This is a genomic window from Paucibacter sp. KCTC 42545, from assembly GCF_001477625.1.
In the GTDB taxonomy this organism is placed as follows: domain Bacteria; phylum Pseudomonadota; class Gammaproteobacteria; order Burkholderiales; family Burkholderiaceae_C; genus Paucibacter_A.
This window is the reverse complement of record NZ_CP013692.1, coordinates 4,400,696-4,425,896: the sequence shown is the minus strand read 5'-3', so window position 1 is coordinate 4,425,896 and position 25,201 is coordinate 4,400,696. Positions and strand designations below refer to the sequence as shown.

Below are 25,201 nucleotides of genomic sequence, written 5' to 3'. Positions count from 1 at the left end.
TCTCCTTCTTCAGTGGGGTCAGTGGTAGTAATCGGGGCCGCGCACGTTGTCATGCAGCGGGAGTGCGGCCTGCGTGGCTTGGGCCGGCGCGGCTTGCCGGTCCAAGCCGGTGGCCAGGATCGACTTGACGCTTTGGTAGGTCGGCGAGCGAATCGACATGGCGCGAACGCAGGCCGCTTCCAGCCGCTCGTGGCCGAACTGGCGCGCCAGGCTTTGCAGGCCGAGGCAGGAGCGGTAGCCTTGCTCGGGGTGCGGCCGGTGTTCCATCTGCCAGCGCACCACGGCGGCTGTGGCCACGCCGATGTGCTCACCCCAAGCGATGAGCTTGGCTGGGGTCCACTCTCGGTGCGCCCGGTGGGAGGCCGGCATGTGCTCGGGCGCCGTCGTGTGCGCCCCGCGCCGGACGCTGTAGGCGTGCACGGCCACGCGTTGCTGGCCCGCCAGAATCTCCACCGTGGTCGAAGTGATGCGCAACTCGACCTGCTCGCGCACCAGCCGGTGCGGCACGCTGTAGTAATGGCCATCGAGTTCAACGTGATAGTCAATATTGACCCGGGCGCGCTTGAAGCGGGCGATGGGCATGCGCGCTGCCGGCAGGGGTTTGAGCAGCGGCCGATCCAAGGCCGCGAAGGCGCTGGCCCGACAGCCGGGTAGCTTCTTGAACGGCCGAGCGTTCAGGTCCACCAGCAACTCCCGGACAGCGGCGTTGAGCTCAGCCAGGGTGAAGAAGCGCCGGTGCCGCAGCCGCGCCAGAATCCAACGCTCGACGATTTGCACGCCGACCTCCACCTTGGGCTTGTCGCGGGGATGAGCAGGACGCGCGGGCAGCATCGCCACGTCGTAGTGGTCGCAGAACTCTTCGACCAGACGGCTAGGCGTGGCCTCGTAGCGGTCGGGCCGGGCGATCAGGGCGCGCGCCTGATCCGGCACGATCAGCCGGGGCACGCCACCCATGAACTCCAGCGCATCCATGATGGCGCCGACCCAGTCGGCTGCTGTCTGTGTCGGCGTGGCGCAGGCGAAGGTGTAGTTCGAGGCGCCGAGGACGGCCACGAAGATCTGCGCTTGCCGGATCTCGCCGGTGGCAGCGTCCACCAAGGGCACAGTCTGGCCGGCGTAGTCAATGAACAGGCGCTCGCCGGCCGGGTGGACCTGGCGCATCGAGCGCTTGAGGCCGGTGACCCAGGCGCGGTACTTCACGCAGAAGCTGGTGTACTTGTAGGCTTGCGAGCCGGCGTCGGTCAGACCGCGCTGGTACTCCTCCCAGAGCAATTGCAAGGTGACGCCGGGGCGCTTGAGTTCCTGGTGGACGAGGGCGAAGTCGGGCTCAAGCTGGGTGCTGGACCGAGGCACAGCGGGGCCGTACAAGCGAGCCTCCAAGGCGGCATCGTCCAGCGTCTGGGCGGCGGCCCAGTCCACACCGGCGGCGCGGGCCTTCATAACGACGCTATTGACGGTCGACTTGGCGATGCCAAGCACGCGCGAACACTCGCGCATGCTCAGGCCAGATTCAAGGTGAAGTCGAAGGGTTTGTCGAAGTTGGCGCATGTGAATCCTGGGAGTGGGCATGACGGACCGAAAAATCGGTCAGCATGCCTACGGCTCAGGTCACTTGCGCGCGCCAGGGGTGTCCGGGATCAGTTTGAAACGCTGTCCGCGATCAGCCTGAAATGGTGTCCGCCTTCGTCTGAAACGCTGTCCGCGTTCCGCTGAAATGGGTGGCCGGGATGGGCTGAAATACGCAGCAAGCCAGTCTAGAAGGCCCATTCGCGGTGGGCAGCAGAGGCCGACTGACGCCAACGAAGGGCAACACGGTACCGATGCTGCTGACACAGGTGGTGCCCGGTCGCTGTTTCACAGTCGAGTCAAAGATCCCGCTCTTTCGCATGCTCTTCGAACACGAGTTGATTCAACTGCCAGACGCTACTGAGGTGGTCCACAGAGTCACGTTCTCCGGGCTGCTGTCTATCGTGCTGGGTCCCATGCTTTCACGGCAATTGAACACAGGGCTGCCAGTCACACTTGCTCGGCTCAAGGCCTTGGCAGAAGATCGACACGCGGTCTAAGCCTTCTCTGAATCGGTACGCCAACGGCCCGGCACCACGCCTGGAGCCTTGGGTCCGCAGTGCATTTTCACCGACCAAGGACATGCGTCAGACCGCAGCCGCTCGCTAAGCTCGCGGCCTTAGATCGCCTCATTCATCGTCAAGGCTGCGCACCCAAAAGCTCGTTAAGCTCCGCCTACAGTCCACGATGCTTGCAACCCAGCCCTGACGGTGAACGCTATGACGACAACACCCGCGAACCCGCAGCCGAACCTGGCTCTGCGCATCCTGCGCTCACCGCCAGCGCGCGTCCTGTTGCTCGGGTTCATCTTGGTGTTGTTCATGACGCTCAACACCGATGTGATGACCAGCTACGCAGGAGAGCCAGTCAAAGCGGTTCGACACATCATCGCCTTGGCCATTGCCGGCTTCGCCGTGTATGTGGGCTACGGCTACTTCATTGAGAAGCGCACCCTAACGGAACTCGCTTTGCCGGGCATGGGTCGGCAATTCGGCGTTGGCCTGCTCATCGGTGCAGGCTTGTACGCGGCCTGCGAAATGATCCTGATGGCTCTAGGCATCTACCGCATCGTGGGCTTGAATCCCTGGAGCTATATGGTTCCGGCGATTGCCATGGCGCTCAGCTCGAGCGTCTACGAGGAGCTGTTGTTCCGAGGCGTGCTGTTCGGCGCGGTCGAACAATGGTTTGGCAGTTGGGCTGCCCTTGTGGTGTCGTCACTGGTGTTTGGCCTGACCCATCTGATCAACCCGCAGGGCACGATTGAGGGTGCCCTATTCATCGCCGTCGAGGCCGGTACCTTGCTGGCTGCGGCCTATATGCTCACGCGCCGGTTGTGGGTGAGCATCGGCTTTCATATGGCCTGGAACTACACGCAGTCGGCCATCTTCTCAGGCGTCGTCTCCGGCAACGACGCACAACAGGGTCTGATCAGATCCACCGTGAACGGCCCCAACTGGCTGACCGGCGGAAACTTCGGCCTTGAGTCCTCGGTGCTTGCGCTGCTGCTGTGCACCTCGACCGGCATCGTGATGTTGCTCATGGCGGTCAAGCGCGGCAAGATCGTTCCCCCTATTTGGAAGCGCCAGGATCGGCCTGTTAACCAATGACTTGGGGTCTAAGGCAGCCACGCTCGGCTCAATTTCAAGCTTCGCTCTCAAAGGAGACCTCATTGCTTCGTTCCTTCACTCTCGCGCTTGCCTGCGCCGCATTCAGCGGCTTGCCCGCCCTGGCCTCCCAGCAATGCGAAGGCACGCCCAAGCGCGATGCCACTGATTTTTCGGCCATCGGCGACGGGTCACAGGTCGTCGACAAACGCACCCAGCTGATCTGGATGCGCTGCATCGAGGATCAAAGCTGGAATGGTTCGACCTGCGTCGCCAATGATCCAGACGCGGTCAACCCGGGCCCGAGGCTGAGCTATCAGCAAGCGAAGGCGCTCGCCAAGAGCAAGTCCACCAACGAGGAACACTGGCGAATTCCCACGCGGAAAGAGCTGCTCTCGCTGCGCGAGCCGAATTGCTACAACCCCTCGCTCAACTTGGCGGTGTTTCCAAGCAAGCCCGCGTGGAGCGCCGATGGATCGTTCTGGACGTCCACCCCGGAAGCCAAGGGCGTTTCGCTGGTGTCAGCCATTGGCACCAGCGATGCCTGGGCCACCACGGACGACGAGAACACAAACCATGTGCGTCTCGTTCGCACGCCAGCAGGTTCGAGCAAGAAATAGAAGCGCGGCGCGGTGGTCCACGCAGTCCTCATCAGCCTCGCTCTGCTCGCACTTTCTGTGCTCTTGGCGGGGCTGCTGTCAGCCGCCCGGCAGCTCGCTTTTGTCTGGCGCGCGAAAAGCGTTCAGGGCCGCGTCGTCAGCGAATGGCGCTACCGCCGTTACGGCCGTTCCATGCGCTACTACCGTGTGGAGTTCGCGCTTGCGACAGGCCAGCGCGTGGAACTGCGCAGCGCTGTTGCCATTGCTTCAAGCTCCGCACCGGCACTAGAGCAAGTCGTGCCAGTGCTCTTGGTCGAGCGAGCTGGCCACGGTCCGAAGGCGGAGATTGGCACTTGGCCTGAGCTGTGGCTTTCTTCATGCCTCTTGCTTGCGCTGGGCAGCATCGGGCTCTTGTCGGTGACGTTCGCGGGTGGGTTTTTCGTCATCATGCCGGCATAAGATCACCCCGCCACCCAACAGTTAGAGCACCGGCACCATGGTGAAAATCGATTTGAAGAAGAGCCCGGAGCTCAAGCAGCTTTACCAAGCATCGGCCAAGGCCATCGTTGAGCTTGATGTCCCTGCGCTCAACTACCTCATGGTCGACGGTCAGGGCGACCCGAATACGTCGCCAGGCTATGCGCAAGCGGTGGAGGCTTTGTTCACCGTTTCCTACACCGCGAAGTTCATGCTCAAGAAGGGGCCACAAGCCATTGACTATGCAGTCATGCCACTTGAAGGGCTTTGGTGGGCCGATGACATGGCGGCATTCAGCACAAACGATCGAGCCCGCTGGAAGTGGACCATGATGATCATGCAGCCCGAGTTCGTCACCAATGACGTGCTTGCCGAGGCCATGGAACAAGTGCGCCAGAAGAAAGCCCTGCCGGCCATTGACCGCCTGCGAGTTGCCCGCTTCACCGAAGGCGTTTGCGCGCAATTGCTGCACATCGGCCCATTCACGGAGGAAGGCCCCAGCATCGAACGGCTGCATGCCTACATCGATGAACGTTCGGGCCGAAGCGGCAAACACCATGAGATCTACCTGAGCGATATTCGTCGTGCAGACCCGAAGAATTGGAAAACAATCATTCGTCAGCCGATGCTACAAAGTGGGCCCAAGCGCCCTGTGTAGCGGGCATCACATCAGCCTGATGCGCAGCCATAGAGAGCACAGAAACAACGAGCCGCACTAAGCACCAAGGAGTTTTCAGATGTCCGAGCAAACCGTGCGCCTTCACCGGGTATTGCGCGCCAAGCCCGAGAAGGTCTACCGCGCCTTCCTCGAAGCCGGCGCCATGGCCAAATGGCTGCCGCCTTACGGCTTCACCTGCACGGTGCACCACATGGATGCGCGTGTGGGCGGCACATTCCGGATGTCCTTCCAGAATTTCTCAAACGGCAGCGGGCACGCCTTTGGCGGCGAGTATCTGGAACTGGTGCCGCACGAACGGATCCGGTACACCGACAAATTTGACGATCCGAACATGCCTGGCGTCATGGAGGTGCTGGTCACGCTCAAGCCCGTGATCTGCGGCACCGCACTGAGCATCGCGCAGAGCGGCATCCCGGCCATGATTCCGCTGGAGATGTGCTACCTCGGCTGGCAGGAGTCATTGGCGCAGCTGGCAAGCTTGGTTGAGCCTGAAATTCCGGGCTGAGCACTGCATGGCCTTGCCGGCATGGCGGGCAGACCGTCCACTCAGCATTCCTTTGTCTACGCTTCGCATGCCCGCAACAACGCCGCCATCACAACACCATCAGGCCCTGCTTCACATCGTCGCCCAATCCGGCTGGCTGATGCCAGCCTTGAGAGCGGCGCGCTCACTTGGGTTGGAGTCCTGGTGCATCGGTGCAGGGGCGATCAGGAATTTGGTCTGGGATGACTTGCATGGCTACCAAAATCCATCGGCCCTCACCGATATCGACCTGGCCTTCTTCGACCCCGAGGCCACCCCTGGCCTGGACCAAGAACTGCAAGGCCGGCTACAGCAGGAGCTTGCGCCGGGCCTGCCCTGGGAGGTCACCAACCAGGCTTTAGTCCACACCTGGTTCGAGAGCTACTTTGGCCATGCCGTTGAGCCGCTGCAGTCGCTGGAAGACGCGATTGCGACGTGGCCAGAGTTCGCCACATCGGTCGGCGTCAGCCTGGACGCTGATGACCAAATTCAAGTCATCGCCCCGCACGGCCTGGACGATTTGTTCGCGATGCGCGTGCAACGCAATCCCAGGCGCGTGAGCCTGGAGACCTATCGCGCCAGGGTGCAGGAAAAGCGCTACAAGGAGCGCTGGCCGCGCGTCACTGTCCTAGCTTTGTGAGGATGCAGGCTAGTCATGCATTCAAGCGGCTTGCCAATGCCTTGACACTCACCCAAGTGGACCGCGACTTTGTGCTGCCGATACTATCGGGTGTCTGTGATGGCTAGGACGCGTCGCGACGCAACTCACCCTCGGCCATCCATGCCCCTCAGGAGTCGCCATGAAGCTGCACCGGAACTACATCGTCGCGTCGATCATTCTGATCATGATCGTGGGGTCCCTGGCCTTGGTGCGTTATCTCGGCAACCCCGCGCCGCTGGCTTTTTGCACGCCGGCGGCGGGCGTGATCACATTCTTTGCGCTGCTCACCGACAGGCGCAGCGGATTGGCCGGCACGGCCGGGGATTACAACGAGCGCTTGCGCCAGGCCATCGCCGCTGCCGTGATTGTTCAGTACCTCGTGCTGGTCGGCCTGGTGGCCTTTTTTATCAAAAGCGTTGAGAAGCTACCGCCGATCACCGAGACCATGCTCAGCAGCTTCACCACCGTGACGAGCGTGGTGGTGGCCTTCTATTTCGGCGCCTCGGCCTTTGTTGATTCAAAAGCCAAGGCGAAAGTTGATGCAGAGAAGCCTTGAGGCCCTCGTGCTCAGCCACCCTCTCTTTCAGGCCATACCCTCATGAACACACGCCCCAAACCCAGCGCCGTCGTCTTCGCCAAAGATGTTGAAGCCATGACACGCTTCTACCGCGAGGTGGTGGCGATGAGGGAAGTACACCGTGACGCAGCCCATGTGGTGCTGGATGACGCGGGCTTTCAGCTCGTCATTCACGGCATCCCACAATCCATTGCCGAGAGCTTCACGATCAGCCAACCGCCTGAGATCAGGGACCAAACCCCCATCAAGATCTGCCTGCCGGTCACCAGCCTTGCTGAAGCACGCGCCAAGGCCGCGACGCTCGGCGGACAGCTGGGTCCAGCCGCGCAGGAATGGACGGCGCGGGGTTTCAGGGCCTGCGACGGCTTCGACCCCGAAGGCAATGTGTTCCAGCTGCGTGAACCTGCGGCCTAAATCCGCATTCAAACGGATTCCCCTCATTCATCGATCACGCTCGCCAAGCCATCATGTCCAAGCCCCAAGTCCTCAAGCTCGACAACACCAGCGCCCCGGCCGATACGAAGGCTGAAGAGTATTACCTCGCGCCAGAGAAGCTGATTGCCGGCAACCCCAAGCAAACCCTGTGGCTGCAGTACACCGACCCGAGCCGGCAATTCATGGCCGGGATTTGGCGCAGCGAGCCAGGCAAATGGCGGGTCAACTACACCGAGGAAGAGTACTGCCACATGCTCGAAGGCGTGAGCGTGATCTGCAGCGATGAGGGCCACAGCGTCACCGTCAAGGCGGGCGAAAGCTTTGTGATGCCGCGCGGCTTTGTGGGCAGCTGGGAGGTGATTGAAAGCTCCTGCAAGCGCTTTGTGATTTATGAAGCCAGCGCCTGAATGAATTGGCCTGCGTGGCCGGTATGACCGGCCCTGGCATTTGCCTTGCCCTAGCGCGTCATTTCCGGCACCGGCGTGGGCAAAGGCTGGCCCGCAAAGAAGGCGTCTAGATTAGCTGTTAGGCCAGCCATCTGAGCGCGCTGCGCGTCGGGTGAGCGGCCCGAGATATGCGGGCTCAGCAGCACCTGATGCATGCTGAGCAGGGCCTCGGGCACCTGCGGTTCGCCTTCCAGCACATCGAGTCCGGCACCGGCGATTTCACCGGCACGCAAGGCCTCGATCAGATCCCCCGTGTGCAGCACGCTGCCACGCGCCACATTGACCACAAAGCCCTGAGGCCCGAGCGCGCGCAGCACCGGGCGATTGACTAAATGGCGCGTGGCGGCGCCGCCCGGGCAGGCCAGGACCAGAAAGTCAGACTCAGCGGCCAGGCTTTGCACATCGGCAAAGTGGCGGTACGGCAGCTCAGGCCGGGGCTGGCGGCTGTGATAGCCGATCTGCATATCAAAGGCCGCTGCCCGGCGGGCGATTTGCTGGCCGATATTGCCGATGCCGATCAGGCCCAAGCGGCCACGGTTGAGCGTGGGCCGTTCGGCCCGGCTTTGCTCCCACAGGCCCGCCTTGACGGCCCGGTCCAGCGGCGCCAGGCCGCGCGCCAGGGCCAGCATCAAGGCCAGGGCGTGGTCGGCCACGGTGGCGTTGTTGACGCCCGGCGCATGCGTCACGGCCAGCCCCAGGGCCTGGGCGGCGGCCAGGTCAATGGACTCATAGCCTGCGCCGAAGGAGCACACCAGGCCCAAGCCCGGCAGCGCGCGCATCTGCGCCTCGCTCAAGCCGGTGCTGCCATTGGTCAGCACCGCAGGCGTGTGGCGCAGCGCCAATTCTTCCCAGCGCGCGCTGCTAAGGCCCTTGGGCTCATAGCTGAGTTCGTACTGCTCGGCCAGGCGCTGCACAAAAGCTGGCGGCAGCGGAATCAAGACCAGAAGATGAGGACGCAGATGAGGACGCAGAGGTGGGGTTGACACGGTCATGGCTTGGCGCTCCGGGGTGAACAAACAGTGCATCCCAGGACTTAGAACTTATCCGTCAATCGTCGGGGTCGGCTTGCTGGCGATTTGAACCCAGGCCCGCGTTGCAAATCCTCGCGATACCAGCGGGTATCGCTGCGGTTTGCGCCTTGCCCTGCGCCCAAATCGCAGCGCCATCCTCTGGCCCGACGATTGACGGATAAGTTCTTACCCTAGATCACTTGTTATGTATACATGATGATGATATTGTATGCACATAGCACAGCAAACACCTCGCTGGCTGCAGTCAAATGACAAAGGAATCCCTGTGACCTGGTACGCCCTTGCTTCCTATGACAACGGCCACGGCCAACGCCCGGCCCTGGTGCTGAATGACCGGCTTTTTGATGCCACCGTGGTGGCGCAAGCCAGCGGCCTCAGTGAGGCGCCGGAACTCAAGCCTTTTCTGACTGGCACGCAAGCCGCCATTGCGGACTGGCCCCAAAGCGCCCCCGCCATTGCCGCCCTGGCCGCCAAGGCACTGAGCCTGGCCGCCAGCGGCGAGATCAAGCCCCTGGCGGAGCAAAGCTATCGCCTGTGCACACCCTACCGGCCCGGCCGCATCTTCGGTGCCGCCTCCAATTACGCCGAGCATGCCAAGGAGATGGGCACCAAGCTGGCCCCGCGCAGCGAAAGCGCGCCCTATGTCTTCATGAAGGCCGACACCAGCGTGGTGGCCACCGAGGAAGATGTGGTCAAGCCCGCCAATACCGAGAAGCTGGACTGGGAGGTTGAGCTGGGCGTAGTGATCGGCAAGGAATGCCGCCATGTCAGCGTCGAGCAGGCCTACGAGGTCATCGCCGGCTACACCGTCTTCAACGACATCAGCGCCCGCGATTTGAACCGCCGCAGCGACTTCCCATTCACCCACGACTGGTTCCGCGGCAAGAGCTTCGACACCTTCGGCCCCATGGGTCCCTGGCTGGTGCCGCGAGAATGCATCGCCGAGCCGCAGAAGCTGCGCATGCGGCTGACCGTGAACGAGGAGACCATGCAAGACGACAGCACCGAGGGGATGATTTTCAATATCGCAGAGCAGATCGCCTACCTCTCCTCGATGCTGACGCTCAAACCCGGCGACTTGATCGCCACCGGCACCCCCACCGGCGTGGGCATGGCACGCGGCCGCTTTCTGCAGCCCGGCGATGTGATGCAGGCCAGCATTGACCAGATCGGCAGCATCCGCAACCGGGTGGTGGCGGGCTGATCCAACCCTCGTTTCAGGAGCTTTTCGACCATGGCCAAGATTCTCTGGCGCCGCCTCGCGGCCACCGCTGCCGTGCTTTGCGCGGCCTTGGGCGGCAATGCCGCGCATGCCCTGGACAAGGTCAAGTTCAACCTCGCCTGGCTGCCGCAAGGCAGCACCGGCGGGGTGCTGGTGGCCGCCGCCAAAGGCTTTTACGCCGAGGCCGGCCTGGAGGTGCAAACCCAGCGCGGCTACGGCGGCCAGCGCACGGTCAATGAGATTGACCAGGGCTTGTTCGAGTTCGGCTACGGCGACCCGATCAGCGTCATGCTCAACCGCGCCAACGGCGGCAAGACGGTGATGGTGGGCGCCATCAACACCCAGTGGCCGGGTGCGCTTTGCTATGTGCCAGGCAAGCTCAGCAAGACGCCTAAGCTGGCTGACATCAAAGGCATGAGCGTGGGCGGCGGCGCGTCCTCACCGCTGCAAAACCTGGTTCCCGCCTGGCTGCAGGCCAACGGCCTACCCGCCACGCACCTCAAGCTCTTGCGCCTGGACCCAGCGGTCATCAACCCCAGCTTTCTGGAAGGCAAGGTGGACCTGGCCGAATGCTGGGAAGGCGCCAACAAGCCCTTGCTGGAAGCCCTGGTGCGGCGCGAAGGCAAGCAACTCGCCGCCCTGCGTTACCGCGATTTCAATCTGAACATCTACGGCAACGGCATCGTCACCAGCGAGCAATTGGTGCAGAGCAACCCGGATCTGGTCAAACGCTTCGTCACCGCCACGTATCGCGGCTACGACTACATGCGCAAGAACCCCGAGGAGGCCGTGGACTTGATCGCCGCCAGCAACAAGCTGATCGCCAAGCCGATCTTGTTGCAGCAGATCAAAGAGACGCTGGAGATCATCAGCGACCCTGGGGCCGACAACGCCAAGCTCGGCTACATCCGCGCCGACCGCATGCACGGCACCATCGAATTCTCCAAAAAGGCCTTCAACGTCACCGCCGCCGTGCGCGGCGGCGAGGTCTACACCAACCGCTTCATCGTCGACTGAGTCGGCGCCCCGCAGGAGCAGCAATGAACACAATCGAGAAGATCAAACCGCGCAAGCTCGGGCACCTGGTGTTGATGGTGCGGGACATCCACAAGTCCGTGCACTTCTACACCGAGATCCTGGGCCTGGAAGTGTCGGACTGGATCAGCGACCAGATGGTCTTTCTGCGCGCCGGCAGCGACCACCATGATCTGGCGCTGGCGCAAATCCCCGCTGGCTCGGCCGGCATGAACGAAGCGCCGCGCTATGACCGGCCCGGCATGGAGCATTTCTCCTACCTAGTCGATGACCTGGCCGAGATGGAACGCGCCGTGAAGGTGCTGCAAGCCCATGGCGTGGAGATCGTGCGCGGCATCGGCAAGCATGGCCCGGGCGAGAACCTGTTCCTGGTCTTCAAAGACCCGGACGGCAATAACGTCGAGCTGTATTGCGAGATGACCCAGATCAGCCCCAGCCAACCCTACGAGGCCAAGGTGTGGGAGCGCAATATCGACTCTTTCGACCAATGGCGCTTCGCCCGCTTCGTGGTGCCGCCGCCGGCCGCCGTGGTGGCGGCCAAGCAAGGCGCCAGCGCCGACAGCAAGAAAAAGGACGGCGAGTGAGATGAAGCGCGCACTCGAGTCCTTGATCTTCTGGGGCCTGCTGGCCGCGTTCTGGGAATACGGCGTCAGCGCCCTGGGCGTGCGCCGCTATTTGCTGCCGCCGTTGTCGGCCGTGCTGGCAGCCGGCTGGGAGGCCAGGCAGATGCTATTGGCCGAGACCTGGGTCACCACGGTCGAGGTGCTGCTGGGCTTCAGCCTGGCGGTGGTGGGCGGCATCTTGCTGGGCGTGTTGATTCACCTCAGCGCGCTGGCCCGCCGCACGCTTTACCCGCTGATCACCGCGCTGCAAAGCATGCCCAAGATCGCGCTGGCGCCGCTGATGATCGTCTGGTTCGGCTACGGCCTGGGCTCCAAGGTGGCGGCGACGTTTCTCTTCGCCTTCTTCCCGGTGGTGGTGGCCACGCTGGGCGGCATGTCGAATGTGCCTATCCATCTGGATGAGCATTTCCATGCCCTCGGCGCCTCGCGCTGGGACCGCTTCTGGCGCTTGCAGATGCCCTCGGCCCTACCCGCCTTCGTCGACGGCATCAAGATCGCCATGCCCCTGGCCGTGATCGGCGCCATCGTGGGTGAGTTCATCGGGGCCGAAGCGGGCCTGGGCCATCTGATCACCCTGGCCACGGCCAATGCGCAAACCGATTTGATGTTCGCCGCCATTCTGGTGATCACCGCGCTGTCGGTGTTCCTCTACGGCATGGTCGAGCGGCTGGCGCGCGCCGTTTGGTGGCGCGGCATTTCCTACTGAACGCTTCAACACAGGGTTGTCATGTCCAAGGATTCGTCAAGTGCGGTCATCGAAGTCCGCCAGGTACTCAAGACCTTTGCCGGCAAGCATGAGGTCAAGGCGTTGGAAGCGGTGGACCTCAGCATAGGCGCGCATGAGTTCGTCTCCATCCTCGGCCCCAGCGGCTGCGGCAAGAGCACTTTGCTGCGCATCGTTGCCGGCCTAACGCCTTATCAGGGCGGCACGGTAGCCGTCAACGGCCGCGCGGTGCAGGGGCCCAGCCCGGAGATCGGCGTGGTGTTCCAAAGCAGCAATATGCTGCCCTGGCTCACGGTTCAAGACAATATGGCGCTGGGCGCCAAGCTGCGCAAAATGCCGGAGTCGGTGTGGGCGCCTAAGCTGGCTCAGCTGACCGATATGCTGGGGCTCAAGGGCTTTGAGCAGAACCACCCCCACCAGCTTTCCGGCGGCATGCGCCAGCGCGCGGCCATCGGCCAGATCCTGGCCCTGGACCCCGAAATCTTGCTGATGGACGAGCCCTTCGGCGCGCTGGATGCGCTGACGCGCGACCGCCTCAATGTCGAGCTGCTACGCATCTGGCAAGAGCAGCGCCAGACCGTGCTGCTGGTGACGCATTCGATCGCCGAGGCGGTGTTTCTGTCGGACCGGGTGCTGGTGATGTCGGGCCGGCCCGGGCGTGTGGTCAAGGAGCTGACCATCGACCTGCCACGCCCGCGCCGCCCCGAGTCGATCAAAGAGAACCCCCGCTACGGCGAGTACATCGCCGAGCTGTCCAGCCTGATGGGGGTCTTCAAAGATGATCACTGAGGGCCTCTCCGCGGCCGAGCTGCTGCGCCGCATCGGCCCGCGTTGGGCCGAGGACATCAATGCCCACCGCGACGCCGTCGTGCGCTGCTACACCCCGCTGCTGGCGGCCCGGCCGCTGCCCGGCCTGCAGATCGAGCGCGCCATTGCCTACGGCCCGCATCCGCGCCAGGTGATGGATGTCTATCTGCCGCCTGATTTGCCGCTGGAGCCCAGCACTGCGCTGCGGCCCCTCGTGGTCTTCGTGCATGGCGGCGCCTTTGTGCGCGGGCAGATGAATAGCAATGAGCAGGTCTACGGCAATGTGCTGCGCTTCTTCGCCCGCCATGGCTTTGTGGGCGTCAATGTGGAATACCGCCTGGCCCCCGAAGCGCCCTTTCCCGCCGGCGCCGAAGACGTGGCCGCAGCGCTGCGCCAGGTGCAGGCACTGGCCGCAGACTGGCGGGCCGACCCGCAGCGCCTCTTGCTGATCGGCCATTCCGCCGGCGGCTCGCATGTGGCCAGCTTGCTGTGTGACCCGCGCCTGCAAGGCCAGCGCCCGCCGGTGGCCGCCGCCGTGCTGATCAGCGCCCGCCTGCGCGCCGACACCCGCGCCGACAACCCCAATGCCCACGGCGTGCGCGCCTATTTCGGCGAGGACGCAGCCACGCTGGAGGCGCAGTCTCCCGTCAGCCATGCGGCACGCCTGGATGTGCCCACGCTGCTGGCCGTGGCGGAGTTTGAGAACCCCTGGCTGGACGTTTACGCAGCCGAGTTCTGCCACCGCGTGGGCCTGGCGCAGGGCCGCATCCCGCCGCTGATTTGCGTGCCCGCGCATAACCACACCTCCATCGTTGCCCACCTCGACAGCGGCAGCGATGACGAGCGCTTTGGCCAGCAATTGCTGGACTTTGCCCGCCGGCTCTCGCCGGCACAGCCCAGGCCGTCCTAGCGGCGTCTTGCGCGCCCCAGCAGGCGCGCGGCGCTGAGCGGCCAGGGCCGCTGCAGCAGCCCCACTCATCTCACCACTCTCAGGAGTCACTATGGTCACCACCGGCTTGACCGGCGCGTTTGCGCCCGTCGTTACCCCATTCGCTGCCGACGGCAGCCCCGACACCACCCGCTTCATCGCCCATGCGCGCTGGCTGGTCGCCCAAGGCGCAGGCCTGGCACCCTTCGGCACCAATAGCGAGGCCAATTCCCTGACTCTGGCCGAGCGCCGCGCGCTGCTGGAGGCCTTGGTGGCCGCTGGCATTCCGCCCGCCAAACTCTTGCCCGGCACCGGCGCCTGCTCGGCCGGCGAGGCCGCCGAACTCAGCCGCCATGCGGTGGAACTCGGCTGCGCAGGCGTGTTGATGCTGCCGCCCTTCTTCTACAAAGGCATCAGCGACGACGGCCTCTACGCCTGGTATGCGGATGTGATTGCCCGCGTGGGCGACGCCCGCCTGAAGGTCTATCTGTATCACATCCCCGCGCTGAGCGGCGTGCCCATCACCCACGGCGTGATCGCCCGCTTGCTGAAAGACTTCCCCGGCACCGTGGTCGGCATCAAGGACAGCTCGGGCGATTGGGACAATCTGGCCGCCATGCTGGAACGCTTCCCCGAGCTGGAAATCTTCCCGGCCTCCGAGAGCTTCATCTCCCGCACCCGGCCGCTGGGCGCGCGCGGCTGCATCTCCGCCACGGTCAATATCAACCCGGCCCGCATCAGCCAGCTGGTACAGGCCTGGCACAGCGCCGAAGGCCCCGCCCTGCAAGCGGAAGTGGACCAGCTGCGCAAGATCGTGCAGGGCTTCCCGATGATTGCGGCGCTCAAGGAAGTGATCGCCAAAGACCTGGACGACCCGGCCTGGCAGCGCGTGCGCCCGCCGCTGACGGGGCTCAGCGCCGAGCAGTCCAGCGCCCTGCATGCGGCGCTGCAGGCGATTGACTTCAAGCTGGCATGAGCGCGCCCACCATGGACACCGAGCAAGGACTAGCCCAGGCCGAGCCGCTGGCGCCGCTGGGCGCCTACCCAACGCTGCGCCGTCACGGCGACTGGCTCTTTGTCTCCGGCATGAGCGCCCGCCAGGCCGACGGCGGCTGCGCCGGCGTGACGCACTCGGACGATGGCGAGCTTCAAATCGACGTGGCCCTGCAAACCCGTGTCGTGATCGAGAAGATTCGCGCTGCGCTGCTCAGCCAGGGCGCCAGCTTGCAGGACTGCGTCAGCCTGACGTGTTACCTCACCGATATGCGCGACTTCGCCGCCTACAACGCCGCTTATGCCGAGTTCTTCGACGCCCGCAACGGCCCGGCCCGCACCACCGTGGCCGTGCACCAGTTGCCGCACCCGCATATGCGCGTCGAGATCACCGCCACTGCCTGCTTGGGAGCTGCGATATGAATCAGACGACAAGCCGCCCTGTTTTGAATGACGATGCCTGGGACCTGCTGCTGCGCCAGGCGCGCAGCCAGAGCCGCTGGCTGGACAAGCCGGTGGCACCGGCCCTGCTGACGCAGCTCTACGAGCTGATGAAGATGGGCCCGACCAGCATGAATTGCTCGCCCGCGCGGCTGGTGTTTGTGTGCAGCGAGCCAGCGCGTGCGCGCCTGCTGCCCCTGCTCTCCCCCGGTAATGTGGACAAGACCCGCAGCGCGCCGGTGACGGTGCTGATCGGCACGGCGCAACGCTTTCAGGCGCGCCTGCCCCAGCTCTTTCCCCACCGCCCCGAGGCCCGCAAACTGTTTGATGCCGATGCGGATCTGGCCGCCAGCACCGCGCAGCGCAATGCCACCTTGCAAGGCGCCTACCTGATGCTGGCCGCGCGCGGCCTGGGGCTGGATGTGGGGCCGATGTCGGGCTTCAACGCGGCAGCAGTGAGCGCGGAGTTCTTCGCCAAGCACGAAGCTTTTGCGGACGAAGACGTGACGGTGAACTTCATCTGCAATCTGGGCTACGGCGACCCCACCGGCGTGTTCGAACGCCTGCCGCGCCTGAGCTTCACCGAAGCCTGCCAGGTGTTGTGATGGAACTCGCCCTCTATCTTGCAATAGGTGCCGGCGCCGGCGTACTGGCCGGGCTGCTGGGCGTGGGCGGCGGCATCGTCATCGTGCCGCTCTTGCTGCTGGTGTTTCCCACCCTGCCCTGGGGCGGCGCGCAGGGCGCCAGTGCGGCGCATCTGGCGCACCTGGCGCTGGGCACCTCCTTGGCCAGCATCGTGTTCACCTCGATTTCCAGCGTGCGCGCCCACCATCTGCGGGGCGCCGTCGACTGGGCGCTGGTGCGGCGCATGGCACCGGGCTTGCTGCTGGGTACCTTGGCCGGCACGGTGGTGGCGGGCCGCTTGTCCACCCCGGCGCTGAAGGCGGTGTTCGTCGCCTTCAGCCTCTACGTTGGTGTGCAAATGCTGCTGAACGCACGCCCCAAGGCCAGCCGTGAGCTGCCCGGGCCAGCCGGCCTGCATGCGGCCGGCGGCGCCATCGGCGTGTTTTCCAGCTTGGTGGGCATAGGCGGCGGCTCGGTCGCCGTGCCCTTCATGAGCTGGTGCTCGGTGCCGATCCACCGCGCCATCGCCACCTCGGCGGCGCTGGGCTTTCCGATCGCCCTGGCGGGCAGCGCGGGCTACATCCTCAACGGCCTGCATGCGGCTCAGAAGAGTCAGGTCTTGCCTCCGTTCAGCCTGGGCTACGTCTACCTGCCCGCGCTGCTGGGCCTGGCGGGTGCCAGCGTGCTGACCGCGCCGCTGGGCGCCAAGCTGGCGCATGCCTTGCCGGTGGCGCGGCTCAAGCAGGTGTTCGCGCTGCTGCTGCTAGGCCTGGGCCTGCGCATGCTGTGGAGCTTGCTGGCCTGAGCGCCAGCGGGCGCGGCGGCAACTGCCACCACAGCTGCTGCGCCACGTATTTACCCTGAGGCAGATTTGGCAACAGCCGCGCGGGAGCGCAGCCGCCGGTCTGCGCAGGATTACCGGAAAGCGGCCCCTTCACACTGCGCCGCCCCGCTCGGCCGGGCGCCAGCGCTTCAGGCCGATGCCTCCACACATAAACATGACCTATTCTCATGTATGCATGAATTGCACTTCGGATACAAACACAAATCCATCCATGACCTCTTCTGACCTCCCCCTGACTGCCAAGCTTGGCCGCCACAGCGTGGCCTTCCGGCTGTGGGCCGCCGTGGCGGCGACCATCCTGGCCTTATTGGCCTCGACCGGATTTTCCGCCCTGCGCAGCGCTCAGTTGCAAGCCGCCTCGGACGAAGCCACCGCGTTGATGGATGCCAAGCAGGCAGCCGCTAACCGCTGGCTGACGCTCACCGCCGCCAATGTGGTTCGCATCCAGGCCAGCGCGGCCAGCAGCGAGCCGGCGCTGGAGGCTTTGTTCAAAGACGAGATCGCCAGCGTCACGGCCGAAGTCATCGAGGTCAAAAAGAGCATCGACGCGATGCCGCTGAATGAGCAAGACCGCCGCCTGCTGGCCGAGGTGGCCGCCACGCGCAAGACCATGCTGGACTCACTGGCCAAGCTGCGCGCCCTCAAGCGCACGGATGCGGATGCGGCGCGCCAGGAAATGACGGAGGGCTTCAGCCCCGCCGTGGCCGTGTACATGAAGTCGCTGCGCGCATTTGCCGAACAGCAGGCCATCGCCAAGCGTGAAACGCAGGCGATTGAAGCCACGCAGCACAAGACCATGACCCGCTTGGTGTGGCTGTTTGTGGCGCTGAACGTGCTGGCCTTGGTGGGCGGCGCGCTGGTCTTGATTCGCTCGATTCAGCGCCCCCTGGCCCAGGCCATGGCGGTGGCCGAGCAGATTGCCGGCGGCAATCTGAGCGCGCGGGCGCAGTCGCGGCGGCGTGACGAGTTCGGCCTCTTGCTGGGCGCGATGGACCGCATGGTGCTGCAGTTGCGTGGCGTGGTGGGTGAGGTCAAGCAAGGCATCGAATCGGTGGCCACCGCCTCCAGCCAGATTGCCACCGGCAACCACGACCTGAGCGCACGCACCGAGCAGACGGCTTCCAATCTGCAGCAAACCGCCAGCTCAATGGAAGAACTGACGGCCACCGTCGGCCATTCCGCCGACACGGCGCGCGCGGCCAATCAGCTCGCCACCTCGGCCGTGGCAGCGGCCACGCGTGGCGGCGAGGTGGTGGCCCAGGTGGAGGGCAATATGAGCCAGATCACCGAGAGCTCACGCAAGATCGGCGACATCATCGGGGTGATCGACAGCATCGCCTTCCAGACCAATATCCTGGCCCTGAACGCGGCCGTGGAGGCGGCCCGCGCTGGCGAGCAGGGGCGTGGCTTTGCGGTGGTGGCCTCCGAAGTGCGGGCGTTGGCCCAGCGCAGCGCGGGCGCGGCGCGTGAGATCAAGGCGCTGATCGGCGTCTCGGTGGAGCGGGTCGAAACCGGTGCGCAACTGGTGGCGCAAACCGGTGCGGCGATGCAAGACATCGTGGGCAGCGTTCGCCGTGTGAACGACTTGATTGCCGAGATCGCCGCGGGCGCGCTGGAGCAGCGCGACGGCATCTCGCAGGTCAACGGTGCGGTCACACAGCTGGATCAGATGACGCAGCAGAACGCGGCGCTGGTGGAGGAATCAGCGGCCGCGGCACAGTCGCTGCGCGAGCAAGCACAGCGCCTATCTGAAGCCATCGGGGTGTTCAGGGCCGAGCACTAAGGCGCCGGGGCCGGGCAGCGCTCAGCCCGGCATAGGCATGCCATCCAAGCCCTTGACCTCTTGCATCGAGAAGCTGGTGCGCATCATCTTCACCCCCGGCAGCGGGCGCAGCTTGGTTTGCATCAGCTGCGAATAACTGTCCAGGTCTTGCGACACCACCACCAGCACAAAGTCCTCGGGGCCGGAGACGCCGTGACACATCACCACCTCGGGGATGTCGCGCACCGCGCGCTCGAATTCCAGCGAATGGTCTTCGTTCTGGCTGTCGATGCTGATAGTCACAAAAGCCATCACGCCGTAACCCAGGGCGCGGCGATCCAGCCGGGCCTGATAACCCACGATCAAGCCGGCATCTTCCAGGCGTTTGACCCGCCGCCAGCAGGGCGATTGCGACATGCCCACCAGCGCGGCCAGCTCGCCGGTGGTGAGGCGGGCGTTGTCTTGTAGGGCTTTGAGCAACTGCCGATCGGTCGCGTCGATCTCGATTTGCATAAGTAAATCCGCTTTTCAAATGTTTGCGGGTTGAATTTACCCCAAATCGCGGTGGGTAGGGTTAGCAAGGTAACAAATGCGTCACACAGAACATAGAGTGACCTCTGTGTATACATATGCACGTGACCACATACAGACAACAGAAGTACCCATCATGAGTTCCCACCCTCCGATCGAAACGCAAGCCCTGGCACTGAGCGAGGCGCATTGCCTGGCGCTGGACGCCCAAGACCCGCTGGCCGCGCGCCGCGCCCTGTTCACCATCCCCGAGGGTGTGATTTATCTGGACGGCAATTCGCTGGGCGCCATGCCCGCCGCGGTGCCGGCCCGCATGAAGCAGGCCATTGAGCAGGAATGGGCCGTCGGCCTGATCCGCAGCTGGAACGATGCCGACTGGTACCCCGCCCCGCAGCGGGTGGGCGCGCGCATCTCCAGCCTGATTGGTGCGCAAGCCAATGAAGTGATCGTGGCCGATTCCACCTCGGTGAATCTGTTCAAGCTGCTGGTCGCCGCCCTGCGCATGCGCCCGGGCCGCAAGATCATCTTGGGCGAAAACGGCAACTTCCCCACCGACGCCTATGTGGCCTCCGGCGTGGCCGAGTTGACCGGCGCCCAGCACCGCGCCGTGGCGCCCGCCGATGTGATGGCCGCCCTGAACGAAGACGTGGCCGTGCTGACGCTGACCCACGTCAACTACAAGAGCGGCCAGGTCTATGACATGGCCGCCATCACCCGCCGTGCGCATGAAGTGGGCGCCCTGGTGATCTGGGATCTGGCCCACACGGCCGGCGCCATGCCTTGCGATCTGAACGGCTGCGAGGCGGACTTCGCGGTGGGCTGCGGCTACAAATACCTCAACGGCGGCCCCGGCGCCCCTTCCTTCGCCTTTGTGGCCAGCCGCCACCAAGAGGCCCTGCGTCAGCCCATCACCGGCTGGCACGGCCACGCCAAGCCTTTCGAGTTCACCCAGACCTATGTGCCCGCGCCCGGCATCGACCGCATGCTGGTCGGCACCGCGCCGCAGATGGGCTTGTTCGCGCTGGAAGCGGCGCTGACCGTGTTCGACGGCGTTGACATGCAACAGCTGCGCGCCAAGAGCCTGTCGCTGACTTCGCTGTTCATCCGCCTGGTCGATCAGGAACTGGCCGGGTTCGGCTTCGGCCTGGCCACGCCGCGTGAAGACGCGCTGCGCGGCAGCCAGGTTTCGCTGACGCATGAGCAGGGCTACGCCATCGTGCAGGCCTTGATCGCGCGCGGCGTGATCGGCGACTTCCGCGCCCCCGACATCCTGCGCTTTGGTTTCGCCGCGCTCTACCTCAGCCATGCCGATGTCTGGCAGGCGGTCGCGATTCTGAAAGACGTGATGGCCAGCGGCATTTGGTCCAGCCCCGAGTTCATGGCCAAGAAGGCCGTGACCTGAGGCCCGTGGCTGCGCCCGCCCGCGCAGCCGCTTGCTTGCGCTTGCTTTCACTCCCCCTTTTCCCTAGTCCACTTCCGCTCCCCCGGCAGCCCCACGTTCCCATCCTTCCAAGGAGATTCCCCGTGCGAGAGAACCTGTCCATCCCCACCCCGCTGGCCCTGGCTGCGGCTGCCCTGTCCCTGGCCTGCGCGCCGGCCATGGCCCAAGTGACGATCAGCGGCTATGTCGATGCCGCGCTGGAACACATCAGCTCCGGCGGCAAAACCCTGAACCGCGTGAGCCCCGCTGGCCTGACCACCTCGCGCCTGGAGTTCACCGCCAAGGAAGAGCTGGGCGACGGCCTGTCGGCCAAGATCCGCCACGAGATGATCCTCAAGCCCGACACCGGCGCCATGGACGCCAACTCGCGCGAAACCTATATCCAGCTGGCCCACAAGGACTGGGGCGATATCAATCTGGGCCGCCTGAATCTGTCCTCGTACAACCTGTATGGCTATGCCGACCCGAGCTATGGCTCGGCCTACAGCCCGGTCAATAACGTGATGGTGTTCTACGCGCCCTGGCGCGAGTCCAATGCCGTGTCCTTCAACTCGGCCAAGTTCTTGGGCGGCTTCCAGGTCCGCGCCACCGTCACCGCCGGCAAGGAAGAAAGCGACAACAGCAAGAACGGCCGCGTCATCAGCGTGGGCGCGTCGTACTGGAGCGGCCCGCTGTTCCTCAGCGTCGCCAATGACATCCAGAACAAGACCAATATCTGGGACAAGGCCAAGAAGAAGAACGAAACCTCGCGCGACACCTATATCTCCGGCGTCTACCGCATTGGCCAGTTCGACCTCACCGCCATCCTGCACGACTACAACGGCTACTACGCCTACCCACCCTACGTCGGCTTCGCCACTCACGGCAACAGCCTGCAGCTGGGCACGCGCATCTCCATCAACGACCAGATCCGTCTGTTCGCCAGCGTGGTGCGCCGCGATGACGCGACCGGCGCTTTGGCCGACTCGACCGGCGTGACGCTGGGCGCGACCTACCACTTCTCCAAGCGCACCACGCTGTACGCCACATACGGCACCGTGCGCAACGGCACCCCCGGCAGCGCCGGCGCCGAATACCCCATCGACTGGGGCCTGACGCCCAAGGCCGGTGAGAACCCCGAAGGCTATATGGTCGGCCTGCGCCACTCGTTCTGAGCCACTTTGACGGAGTGACAAAACCTATGAAACTGAACCCCACCACCGTGCTGGCCTTCGGCCTGGGCGCACTGATCATCGGCGGCAGTGCACTGGCGCAAGCGCCACGCAGCGGCGCCAATCTGAACGCCCCTGACGCGCCTCCGGGCAAGCCGCTCAACCACAACCTGCTCCCCGGTGAGCCGGCCCACCCGGCCCCCGGCAGCTATGGCTACGACGCCAAGACCGGCAAGTTCAAGATGCCGGAAATCACGCCGGACGCCTACGGTGCCCACCCGGTCGAAGGCAGCCTGAGCTATCTGGACCAAAACACCTACGCCAAGAACTTCAAGCAAGAAGCCTTCTACCCCTTCGTGGCCGGCGCCGGCCACAGCTGGCAAGCGAGCTTCGACTGGCAAGGTCGCCGCTACCTGTACGACTACGAGACCTGGCACTACAACCTCTTCGACATCACCGACCCCAAGGACGTCAAGCTGGTCACCAAGAAGTACTTTGATGTGAAGGGCGGCGAACACCAGTTCGGCCCTTTCACCGTCAAGTACAACAAAAAGCTCGACAAGATGATCGCGGTGCAGTGCTACGAGACGCCACGTTATGGCGTGGTCTGGAACAAGTACGGCAACCCCGATCAGGTCAAGGCCTTGCGCGACCGCAAGATGCTGCGCGGCTTCCGCATCTTTGAAGTCACCAGCCCGCAGTGGACCGACTGGAAGCTGCTGAGCGAAACCTCGCTGGACCCCTATCACTCGGCCAAGGAGCCGGTGCAGCAGGGTTCGGGCTGCCAGGACGTGCCGGTCTACGACGGTGACCAGTACCTCTTCGTCGCCGGCGCGCCGGACGACACCTTCGCCAACACCGAGTACAAGACTTATATGTTCGCCGGTGGCCAGCTGGCCTTCGATGTGTCCAACCCCAGCGAGCCCAAGCGCTTGTCGATGTGGTGGGCACCGGGCTCGCGCCTGGGTGAGGAAGAGGAATACAAGAAGAACCCGCGTGCCGGCAACAAGACCTCGTGGATGGGCGCGCGCATGCCGCTGTTCATCCCCACGCCGGTCGAGAAAGGTGGCAAGTACGGCTATGCGGCCATGGGCGGCTTCGGCTTCTACGTGATCGACATCAGCGATCCGAAGAATATGAAGCAGGTGGCCCACATCGATATGCCGATGAGCGTGACCGGCACCGAGGGCGACAACATCGACGTCAGCAAGGTCGAGTCCACCGGCATGGTCTATTACAGCGGCTACCCGATGAGCGAGGACTGCTACGAGCCCTTCAAGGACATCTACGCCATCGATGTGCGCGACCCCAAGAACCCCAAGATCGCTCACACCCTGCCGCGTCCGGTGCCTGACAAGGCGGCGCCCTTCACCGATTTCTGCCAGCGTCGCGGCAGCTTCGGCCCCAAGCGCAGCGGCTATGCGCAAGTCCAGCCCGGCAAGCCCAGCCCGCGCTACATGCCTTACAGCTACTACAACGCCGGCATGCAGATGTTTGACCTGAAGGACCCGGCCAAGCCCGTCATCGCCGGCTACTTCACGCCCAAGATGATTGGTGAGATCCCCGTCAAGGACGGCCAGACCCAAAGCATCCGCGCCCTGCCCAACCCGGTGCACAGCATCTTTGTGGAATGGGACCGCAACCTGGTCTGGGTCTTCTCCAACCACGGCATCTACGTGACCTCGTCCGAGTTGCTCGGCAAGCCAGTGATGGGCATGCCCAAATGATGGCGCGGCGACTCTCCCTCGCCGCCGCGAACCTGGCCATGCTGGGGGCGCTGTTCGGCCCCAGCCTGGCACAGGCTCAGGCATCAGGTGCTCAGCAGAGCTGGGCCTTGTTTGACGCGTGCATGGCCTGCCATGCACGGGACAAGGCCCTGGTCGGCCCCTCTTTTGCCGCCATCCGCGAACGCTATGAGCAGCAAGCCGATGCCGCAAACGTCCTGGCCGAACGCATTGCCCAAGGCAGCAGCGGGCGCTGGGGCGCGGTGCCCATGCCCGCCAACAGCCAGCTGACGCCGGACCAGGCCTTGGCCGCAGCGCGTTGGATCTTGGGCAGCAAGCCCGCCAGCGCCAGCAGCCAAACGCCGCCCCCTGCTTCACCCCCCGTTTCCCAACCCACCGCCCACTGAGTTCAAGCTCGGGCGGATCTCTCGAAAAGAAAAGGACTGACGATGATGATCAAGAAAACTTTCACCTTCTCGCTGATCGGCGCCGCCGCCTTGCTGGCCGCCCACGCCGCCTCGGCGCAAGAAGTGGTTCGCATCGGCCACGTGGGCCCGACCAGCGGCGCCATCGCCCACCTGGGCAAGGACAATGAACTCGGCGCCCGCATGGCCATCGACGAGCTCAACGCCAAGGGCGTGGTCATCGGCGGCAAAAAGGTCAAGCTCGAACTGCTGGGCGAAGACGACGCCGGCGATCCGAAGCAAGGCACGCAAGCCGCGCAAAAGCTGGTGGACTCCAAGGTCAACGGCGTGGTCGGTCACCTGAATTCGGGCACCTCGATCCCGGCCGCCAAGATCTACTCGGAAGCTGGCATTCCGCAAATCTCGCCTTCCAGCACCAACCCCAAGTTCACCCGCAGCGGCTACAAGACCACCTTCCGCGTGGTGGCCGATGACGTGCATCTGGGCGGCACCCTGGGCCGCTACGCCGCCAAGGACCTGAAGGGCAAGTCCATCGCCGTCATCGACGACCGCACGGCCTACGGCCAAGGCGTGGCCGATGAGTTCGAAAAAGGCGTCAAGGCCAACGGCGGCAAGATCATTGGCCGCGAATTCACCAATGACAAGGCCACCGATTTCAGCGCCATCCTGACCAGCTTGAAGTCCAAGAAGCCCGATGTGATCTTCTTCGGCGGCATGGACGCCGTGGCCGGCCCGATGCTGCGCCAGATGAAGCAGCTGGGCATCTCCGCCAAGTTCGTTGGCGGCGACGGCATCTGCACCACCGAGCTGCCCAAGCTGGCCGCCGGCACCATCGACGACAGCCAGGTCTACTGCGCTGAAGCCGGCGGCGTTGACGCTGCGCAGAAGCAAGCCATGGACGACTTCCGCGCCCGATTCCGCAACACCACCAAGCTCGACGTGCAGGTCTACGCGCCTTACTCCTACGACGCCGTTGGCGTGCTGGTCGCCGCCATGGTCAAGGCCGGTTCCTCCGATCCCGCCAAGTACCTGCCGGTGCTGGCCAAGACCGAGGGCTACAAGGGCGTGACGGGCAATATCAGCTTCGATGCCAAGGGTGACATCAAGAACGGCGCACTGACGCTGTACACCTACAAGGCCGGCAACCGCGAGTCGCTGGCGGTGATCCGCTAAGCCAGCAGCACCGCAGCCAGTGCCCTAGTCACTGGCTTGCAAGATAAGTTTTGGCGGGCGCCACCTTTGCGCCGCGCCGCCTCGGGTCCCGGGCCCGACTCAGTCTGCATGGGGAGAGCGTGCAGGCTGGGTCGGTGCCTTGGGGCTCTTTTTTT

At 64.3% G+C, this 25,201-nt stretch carries 28 protein-coding genes; 25 read left to right on the top strand and 3 right to left on the bottom strand.

The window, feature by feature from the left end:
* Positions 1 to 18 precede the first annotated feature (18 nt).
* On the bottom strand, positions 19 to 1,569 hold the full coding sequence (istA, locus tag AT984_RS18920; RefSeq protein WP_058718810.1) for an IS21 family transposase: 1,551 nt from the start codon (positions 1,567 to 1,569) through the stop codon (positions 19 to 21).
* Between the two features lie 716 nt (positions 1,570 to 2,285).
* Between istA and AT984_RS18910 the strand changes: the two genes are divergently transcribed.
* The 9 genes from AT984_RS18910 to AT984_RS18870 all read left to right on the top strand — a co-directional run bounded on the left by AT984_RS18910 (position 2,286) and on the right by AT984_RS18870 (position 7,528).
* Positions 2,286 to 3,173, top strand: a complete 888-nt coding sequence (locus tag AT984_RS18910) for a CPBP family intramembrane glutamic endopeptidase (RefSeq protein ID WP_058721430.1) — start codon at positions 2,286 to 2,288, stop codon at positions 3,171 to 3,173.
* 110 nt (positions 3,174 to 3,283) lie between these two features.
* Entirely contained in the window at positions 3,284 to 3,790 is a 507-nt protein-coding gene (locus AT984_RS18905; protein ID WP_197418175.1) for an Lcl C-terminal domain-containing protein, read from the top strand.
* Between the two features lie 12 nt (positions 3,791 to 3,802).
* On the top strand, positions 3,803 to 4,228 hold the full coding sequence (locus AT984_RS18900) for a hypothetical protein (RefSeq protein ID WP_058721428.1): 426 nt from the start codon (positions 3,803 to 3,805) through the stop codon (positions 4,226 to 4,228).
* Between the two features lie 37 nt (positions 4,229 to 4,265).
* Complete coding sequence (locus AT984_RS18895; RefSeq protein ID WP_058721427.1) at positions 4,266 to 4,904, top strand: GyrI-like domain-containing protein; 639 nt, start codon at positions 4,266 to 4,268, stop codon at positions 4,902 to 4,904.
* A gap of 79 nt (positions 4,905 to 4,983) precedes the next feature.
* Positions 4,984 to 5,430, top strand: a complete 447-nt coding sequence (locus tag AT984_RS18890; RefSeq protein WP_058721426.1) for an SRPBCC family protein — start codon at positions 4,984 to 4,986, stop codon at positions 5,428 to 5,430.
* Between the two features lie 139 nt (positions 5,431 to 5,569).
* Positions 5,570 to 6,088, top strand: a complete 519-nt coding sequence (locus AT984_RS18885; RefSeq protein ID WP_197418174.1) for a nucleotidyltransferase family protein — start codon at positions 5,570 to 5,572, stop codon at positions 6,086 to 6,088.
* Positions 6,089 to 6,248: 160 nt separating this feature from the next.
* Complete coding sequence (locus AT984_RS18880; RefSeq protein WP_058721425.1) at positions 6,249 to 6,665, top strand: hypothetical protein; 417 nt, start codon at positions 6,249 to 6,251, stop codon at positions 6,663 to 6,665.
* A gap of 42 nt (positions 6,666 to 6,707) precedes the next feature.
* Entirely contained in the window at positions 6,708 to 7,100 is a 393-nt protein-coding gene (locus AT984_RS18875) for a VOC family protein (RefSeq protein ID WP_058721424.1), read from the top strand.
* A 53-nt stretch (positions 7,101 to 7,153) separates the two neighbouring features.
* Positions 7,154 to 7,528: a cupin domain-containing protein gene (locus AT984_RS18870; protein ID WP_058721423.1), complete on the top strand. Its 375-nt coding sequence runs from the start codon at positions 7,154 to 7,156 to the stop codon at positions 7,526 to 7,528.
* Between the two features lie 50 nt (positions 7,529 to 7,578).
* Here the strand turns inward: AT984_RS18870 and AT984_RS18865 are convergent, their stop codons facing one another.
* Complete coding sequence (locus AT984_RS18865; RefSeq protein WP_058722462.1) at positions 7,579 to 8,559, bottom strand: 2-hydroxyacid dehydrogenase; 981 nt, start codon at positions 8,557 to 8,559, stop codon at positions 7,579 to 7,581.
* A gap of 304 nt (positions 8,560 to 8,863) precedes the next feature.
* Between AT984_RS18865 and AT984_RS18860 the strand changes: the two genes are divergently transcribed.
* The 11 genes from AT984_RS18860 to AT984_RS18810 all read left to right on the top strand — a co-directional run bounded on the left by AT984_RS18860 (position 8,864) and on the right by AT984_RS18810 (position 18,622).
* Complete coding sequence (locus AT984_RS18860) at positions 8,864 to 9,802, top strand: fumarylacetoacetate hydrolase family protein (protein ID WP_058721422.1); 939 nt, start codon at positions 8,864 to 8,866, stop codon at positions 9,800 to 9,802.
* A gap of 30 nt (positions 9,803 to 9,832) precedes the next feature.
* Entirely contained in the window at positions 9,833 to 10,837 is a 1,005-nt protein-coding gene (locus AT984_RS18855; protein ID WP_058721421.1) for an ABC transporter substrate-binding protein, read from the top strand.
* 23 nt (positions 10,838 to 10,860) lie between these two features.
* Entirely contained in the window at positions 10,861 to 11,439 is a 579-nt protein-coding gene (locus tag AT984_RS18850) for a VOC family protein (RefSeq protein ID WP_058721420.1), read from the top strand.
* A 1-nt stretch (position 11,440) separates the two neighbouring features.
* Entirely contained in the window at positions 11,441 to 12,184 is a 744-nt protein-coding gene (locus AT984_RS18845) for an ABC transporter permease (protein ID WP_058721419.1), read from the top strand.
* Positions 12,185 to 12,205: 21 nt separating this feature from the next.
* A complete protein-coding gene (locus AT984_RS18840) occupies positions 12,206 to 12,991 on the top strand; it encodes an ABC transporter ATP-binding protein (RefSeq protein WP_058721418.1) in 786 nt (261 codons plus the stop codon).
* Positions 12,981 to 13,919: an alpha/beta hydrolase gene (locus tag AT984_RS18835; RefSeq protein WP_058721417.1), complete on the top strand. Its 939-nt coding sequence runs from the start codon at positions 12,981 to 12,983 to the stop codon at positions 13,917 to 13,919. The genes AT984_RS18840 and AT984_RS18835 overlap by 11 nt, the downstream gene beginning before the upstream one ends.
* Before the next feature lie 91 nt (positions 13,920 to 14,010).
* Entirely contained in the window at positions 14,011 to 14,913 is a 903-nt protein-coding gene (locus AT984_RS18830) for a dihydrodipicolinate synthase family protein (protein ID WP_058721416.1), read from the top strand.
* Positions 14,910 to 15,353 (top strand): RidA family protein, encoded by a 444-nt coding sequence (locus AT984_RS18825; RefSeq protein WP_231741464.1) that lies wholly within the window; start codon positions 14,910 to 14,912, stop codon positions 15,351 to 15,353. Before AT984_RS18830 ends, AT984_RS18825 begins: the two co-directional genes overlap by 4 nt.
* Positions 15,350 to 15,976: a malonic semialdehyde reductase gene (locus AT984_RS18820; protein ID WP_058721415.1), complete on the top strand. Its 627-nt coding sequence runs from the start codon at positions 15,350 to 15,352 to the stop codon at positions 15,974 to 15,976. Before AT984_RS18825 ends, AT984_RS18820 begins: the two co-directional genes overlap by 4 nt.
* Entirely contained in the window at positions 15,976 to 16,800 is an 825-nt protein-coding gene (locus AT984_RS18815; RefSeq protein WP_058721414.1) for a sulfite exporter TauE/SafE family protein, read from the top strand. The genes AT984_RS18820 and AT984_RS18815 overlap by 1 nt, the downstream gene beginning before the upstream one ends.
* A 250-nt stretch (positions 16,801 to 17,050) precedes the next feature.
* Positions 17,051 to 18,622: a methyl-accepting chemotaxis protein gene (locus tag AT984_RS18810; protein ID WP_058721413.1), complete on the top strand. Its 1,572-nt coding sequence runs from the start codon at positions 17,051 to 17,053 to the stop codon at positions 18,620 to 18,622.
* Between the two features lie 21 nt (positions 18,623 to 18,643).
* Here AT984_RS18810 and AT984_RS18805 read toward each other — a convergent pair whose 3' ends face one another.
* Positions 18,644 to 19,114, bottom strand: a complete 471-nt coding sequence (locus AT984_RS18805; RefSeq protein ID WP_058721412.1) for an Lrp/AsnC family transcriptional regulator — start codon at positions 19,112 to 19,114, stop codon at positions 18,644 to 18,646.
* 154 nt (positions 19,115 to 19,268) lie between these two features.
* Here AT984_RS18805 and kynU point away from each other — a divergent pair, with 154 nt between their 5' ends.
* From kynU to AT984_RS18780, 5 genes are all read left to right on the top strand, one after another.
* Positions 19,269 to 20,534, top strand: a complete 1,266-nt coding sequence (gene kynU / locus AT984_RS18800) for a kynureninase (RefSeq protein WP_082680176.1) — start codon at positions 19,269 to 19,271, stop codon at positions 20,532 to 20,534.
* Between the two features lie 122 nt (positions 20,535 to 20,656).
* Positions 20,657 to 21,727 (top strand): porin, encoded by a 1,071-nt coding sequence (locus tag AT984_RS18795; protein WP_058721411.1) that lies wholly within the window; start codon positions 20,657 to 20,659, stop codon positions 21,725 to 21,727.
* 26 nt (positions 21,728 to 21,753) lie between these two features.
* On the top strand, positions 21,754 to 23,451 hold the full coding sequence (locus AT984_RS18790) for a hypothetical protein (protein ID WP_058721410.1): 1,698 nt from the start codon (positions 21,754 to 21,756) through the stop codon (positions 23,449 to 23,451).
* Entirely contained in the window at positions 23,451 to 23,855 is a 405-nt protein-coding gene (locus tag AT984_RS18785; RefSeq protein WP_156422247.1) for a c-type cytochrome, read from the top strand. The genes AT984_RS18790 and AT984_RS18785 overlap by 1 nt, the downstream gene beginning before the upstream one ends.
* 45 nt (positions 23,856 to 23,900) lie before the next feature.
* On the top strand, positions 23,901 to 25,046 hold the full coding sequence (locus AT984_RS18780; protein ID WP_058722459.1) for a branched-chain amino acid ABC transporter substrate-binding protein: 1,146 nt from the start codon (positions 23,901 to 23,903) through the stop codon (positions 25,044 to 25,046).
* The last annotated feature ends 155 nt before the right edge of the window (positions 25,047 to 25,201 follow it).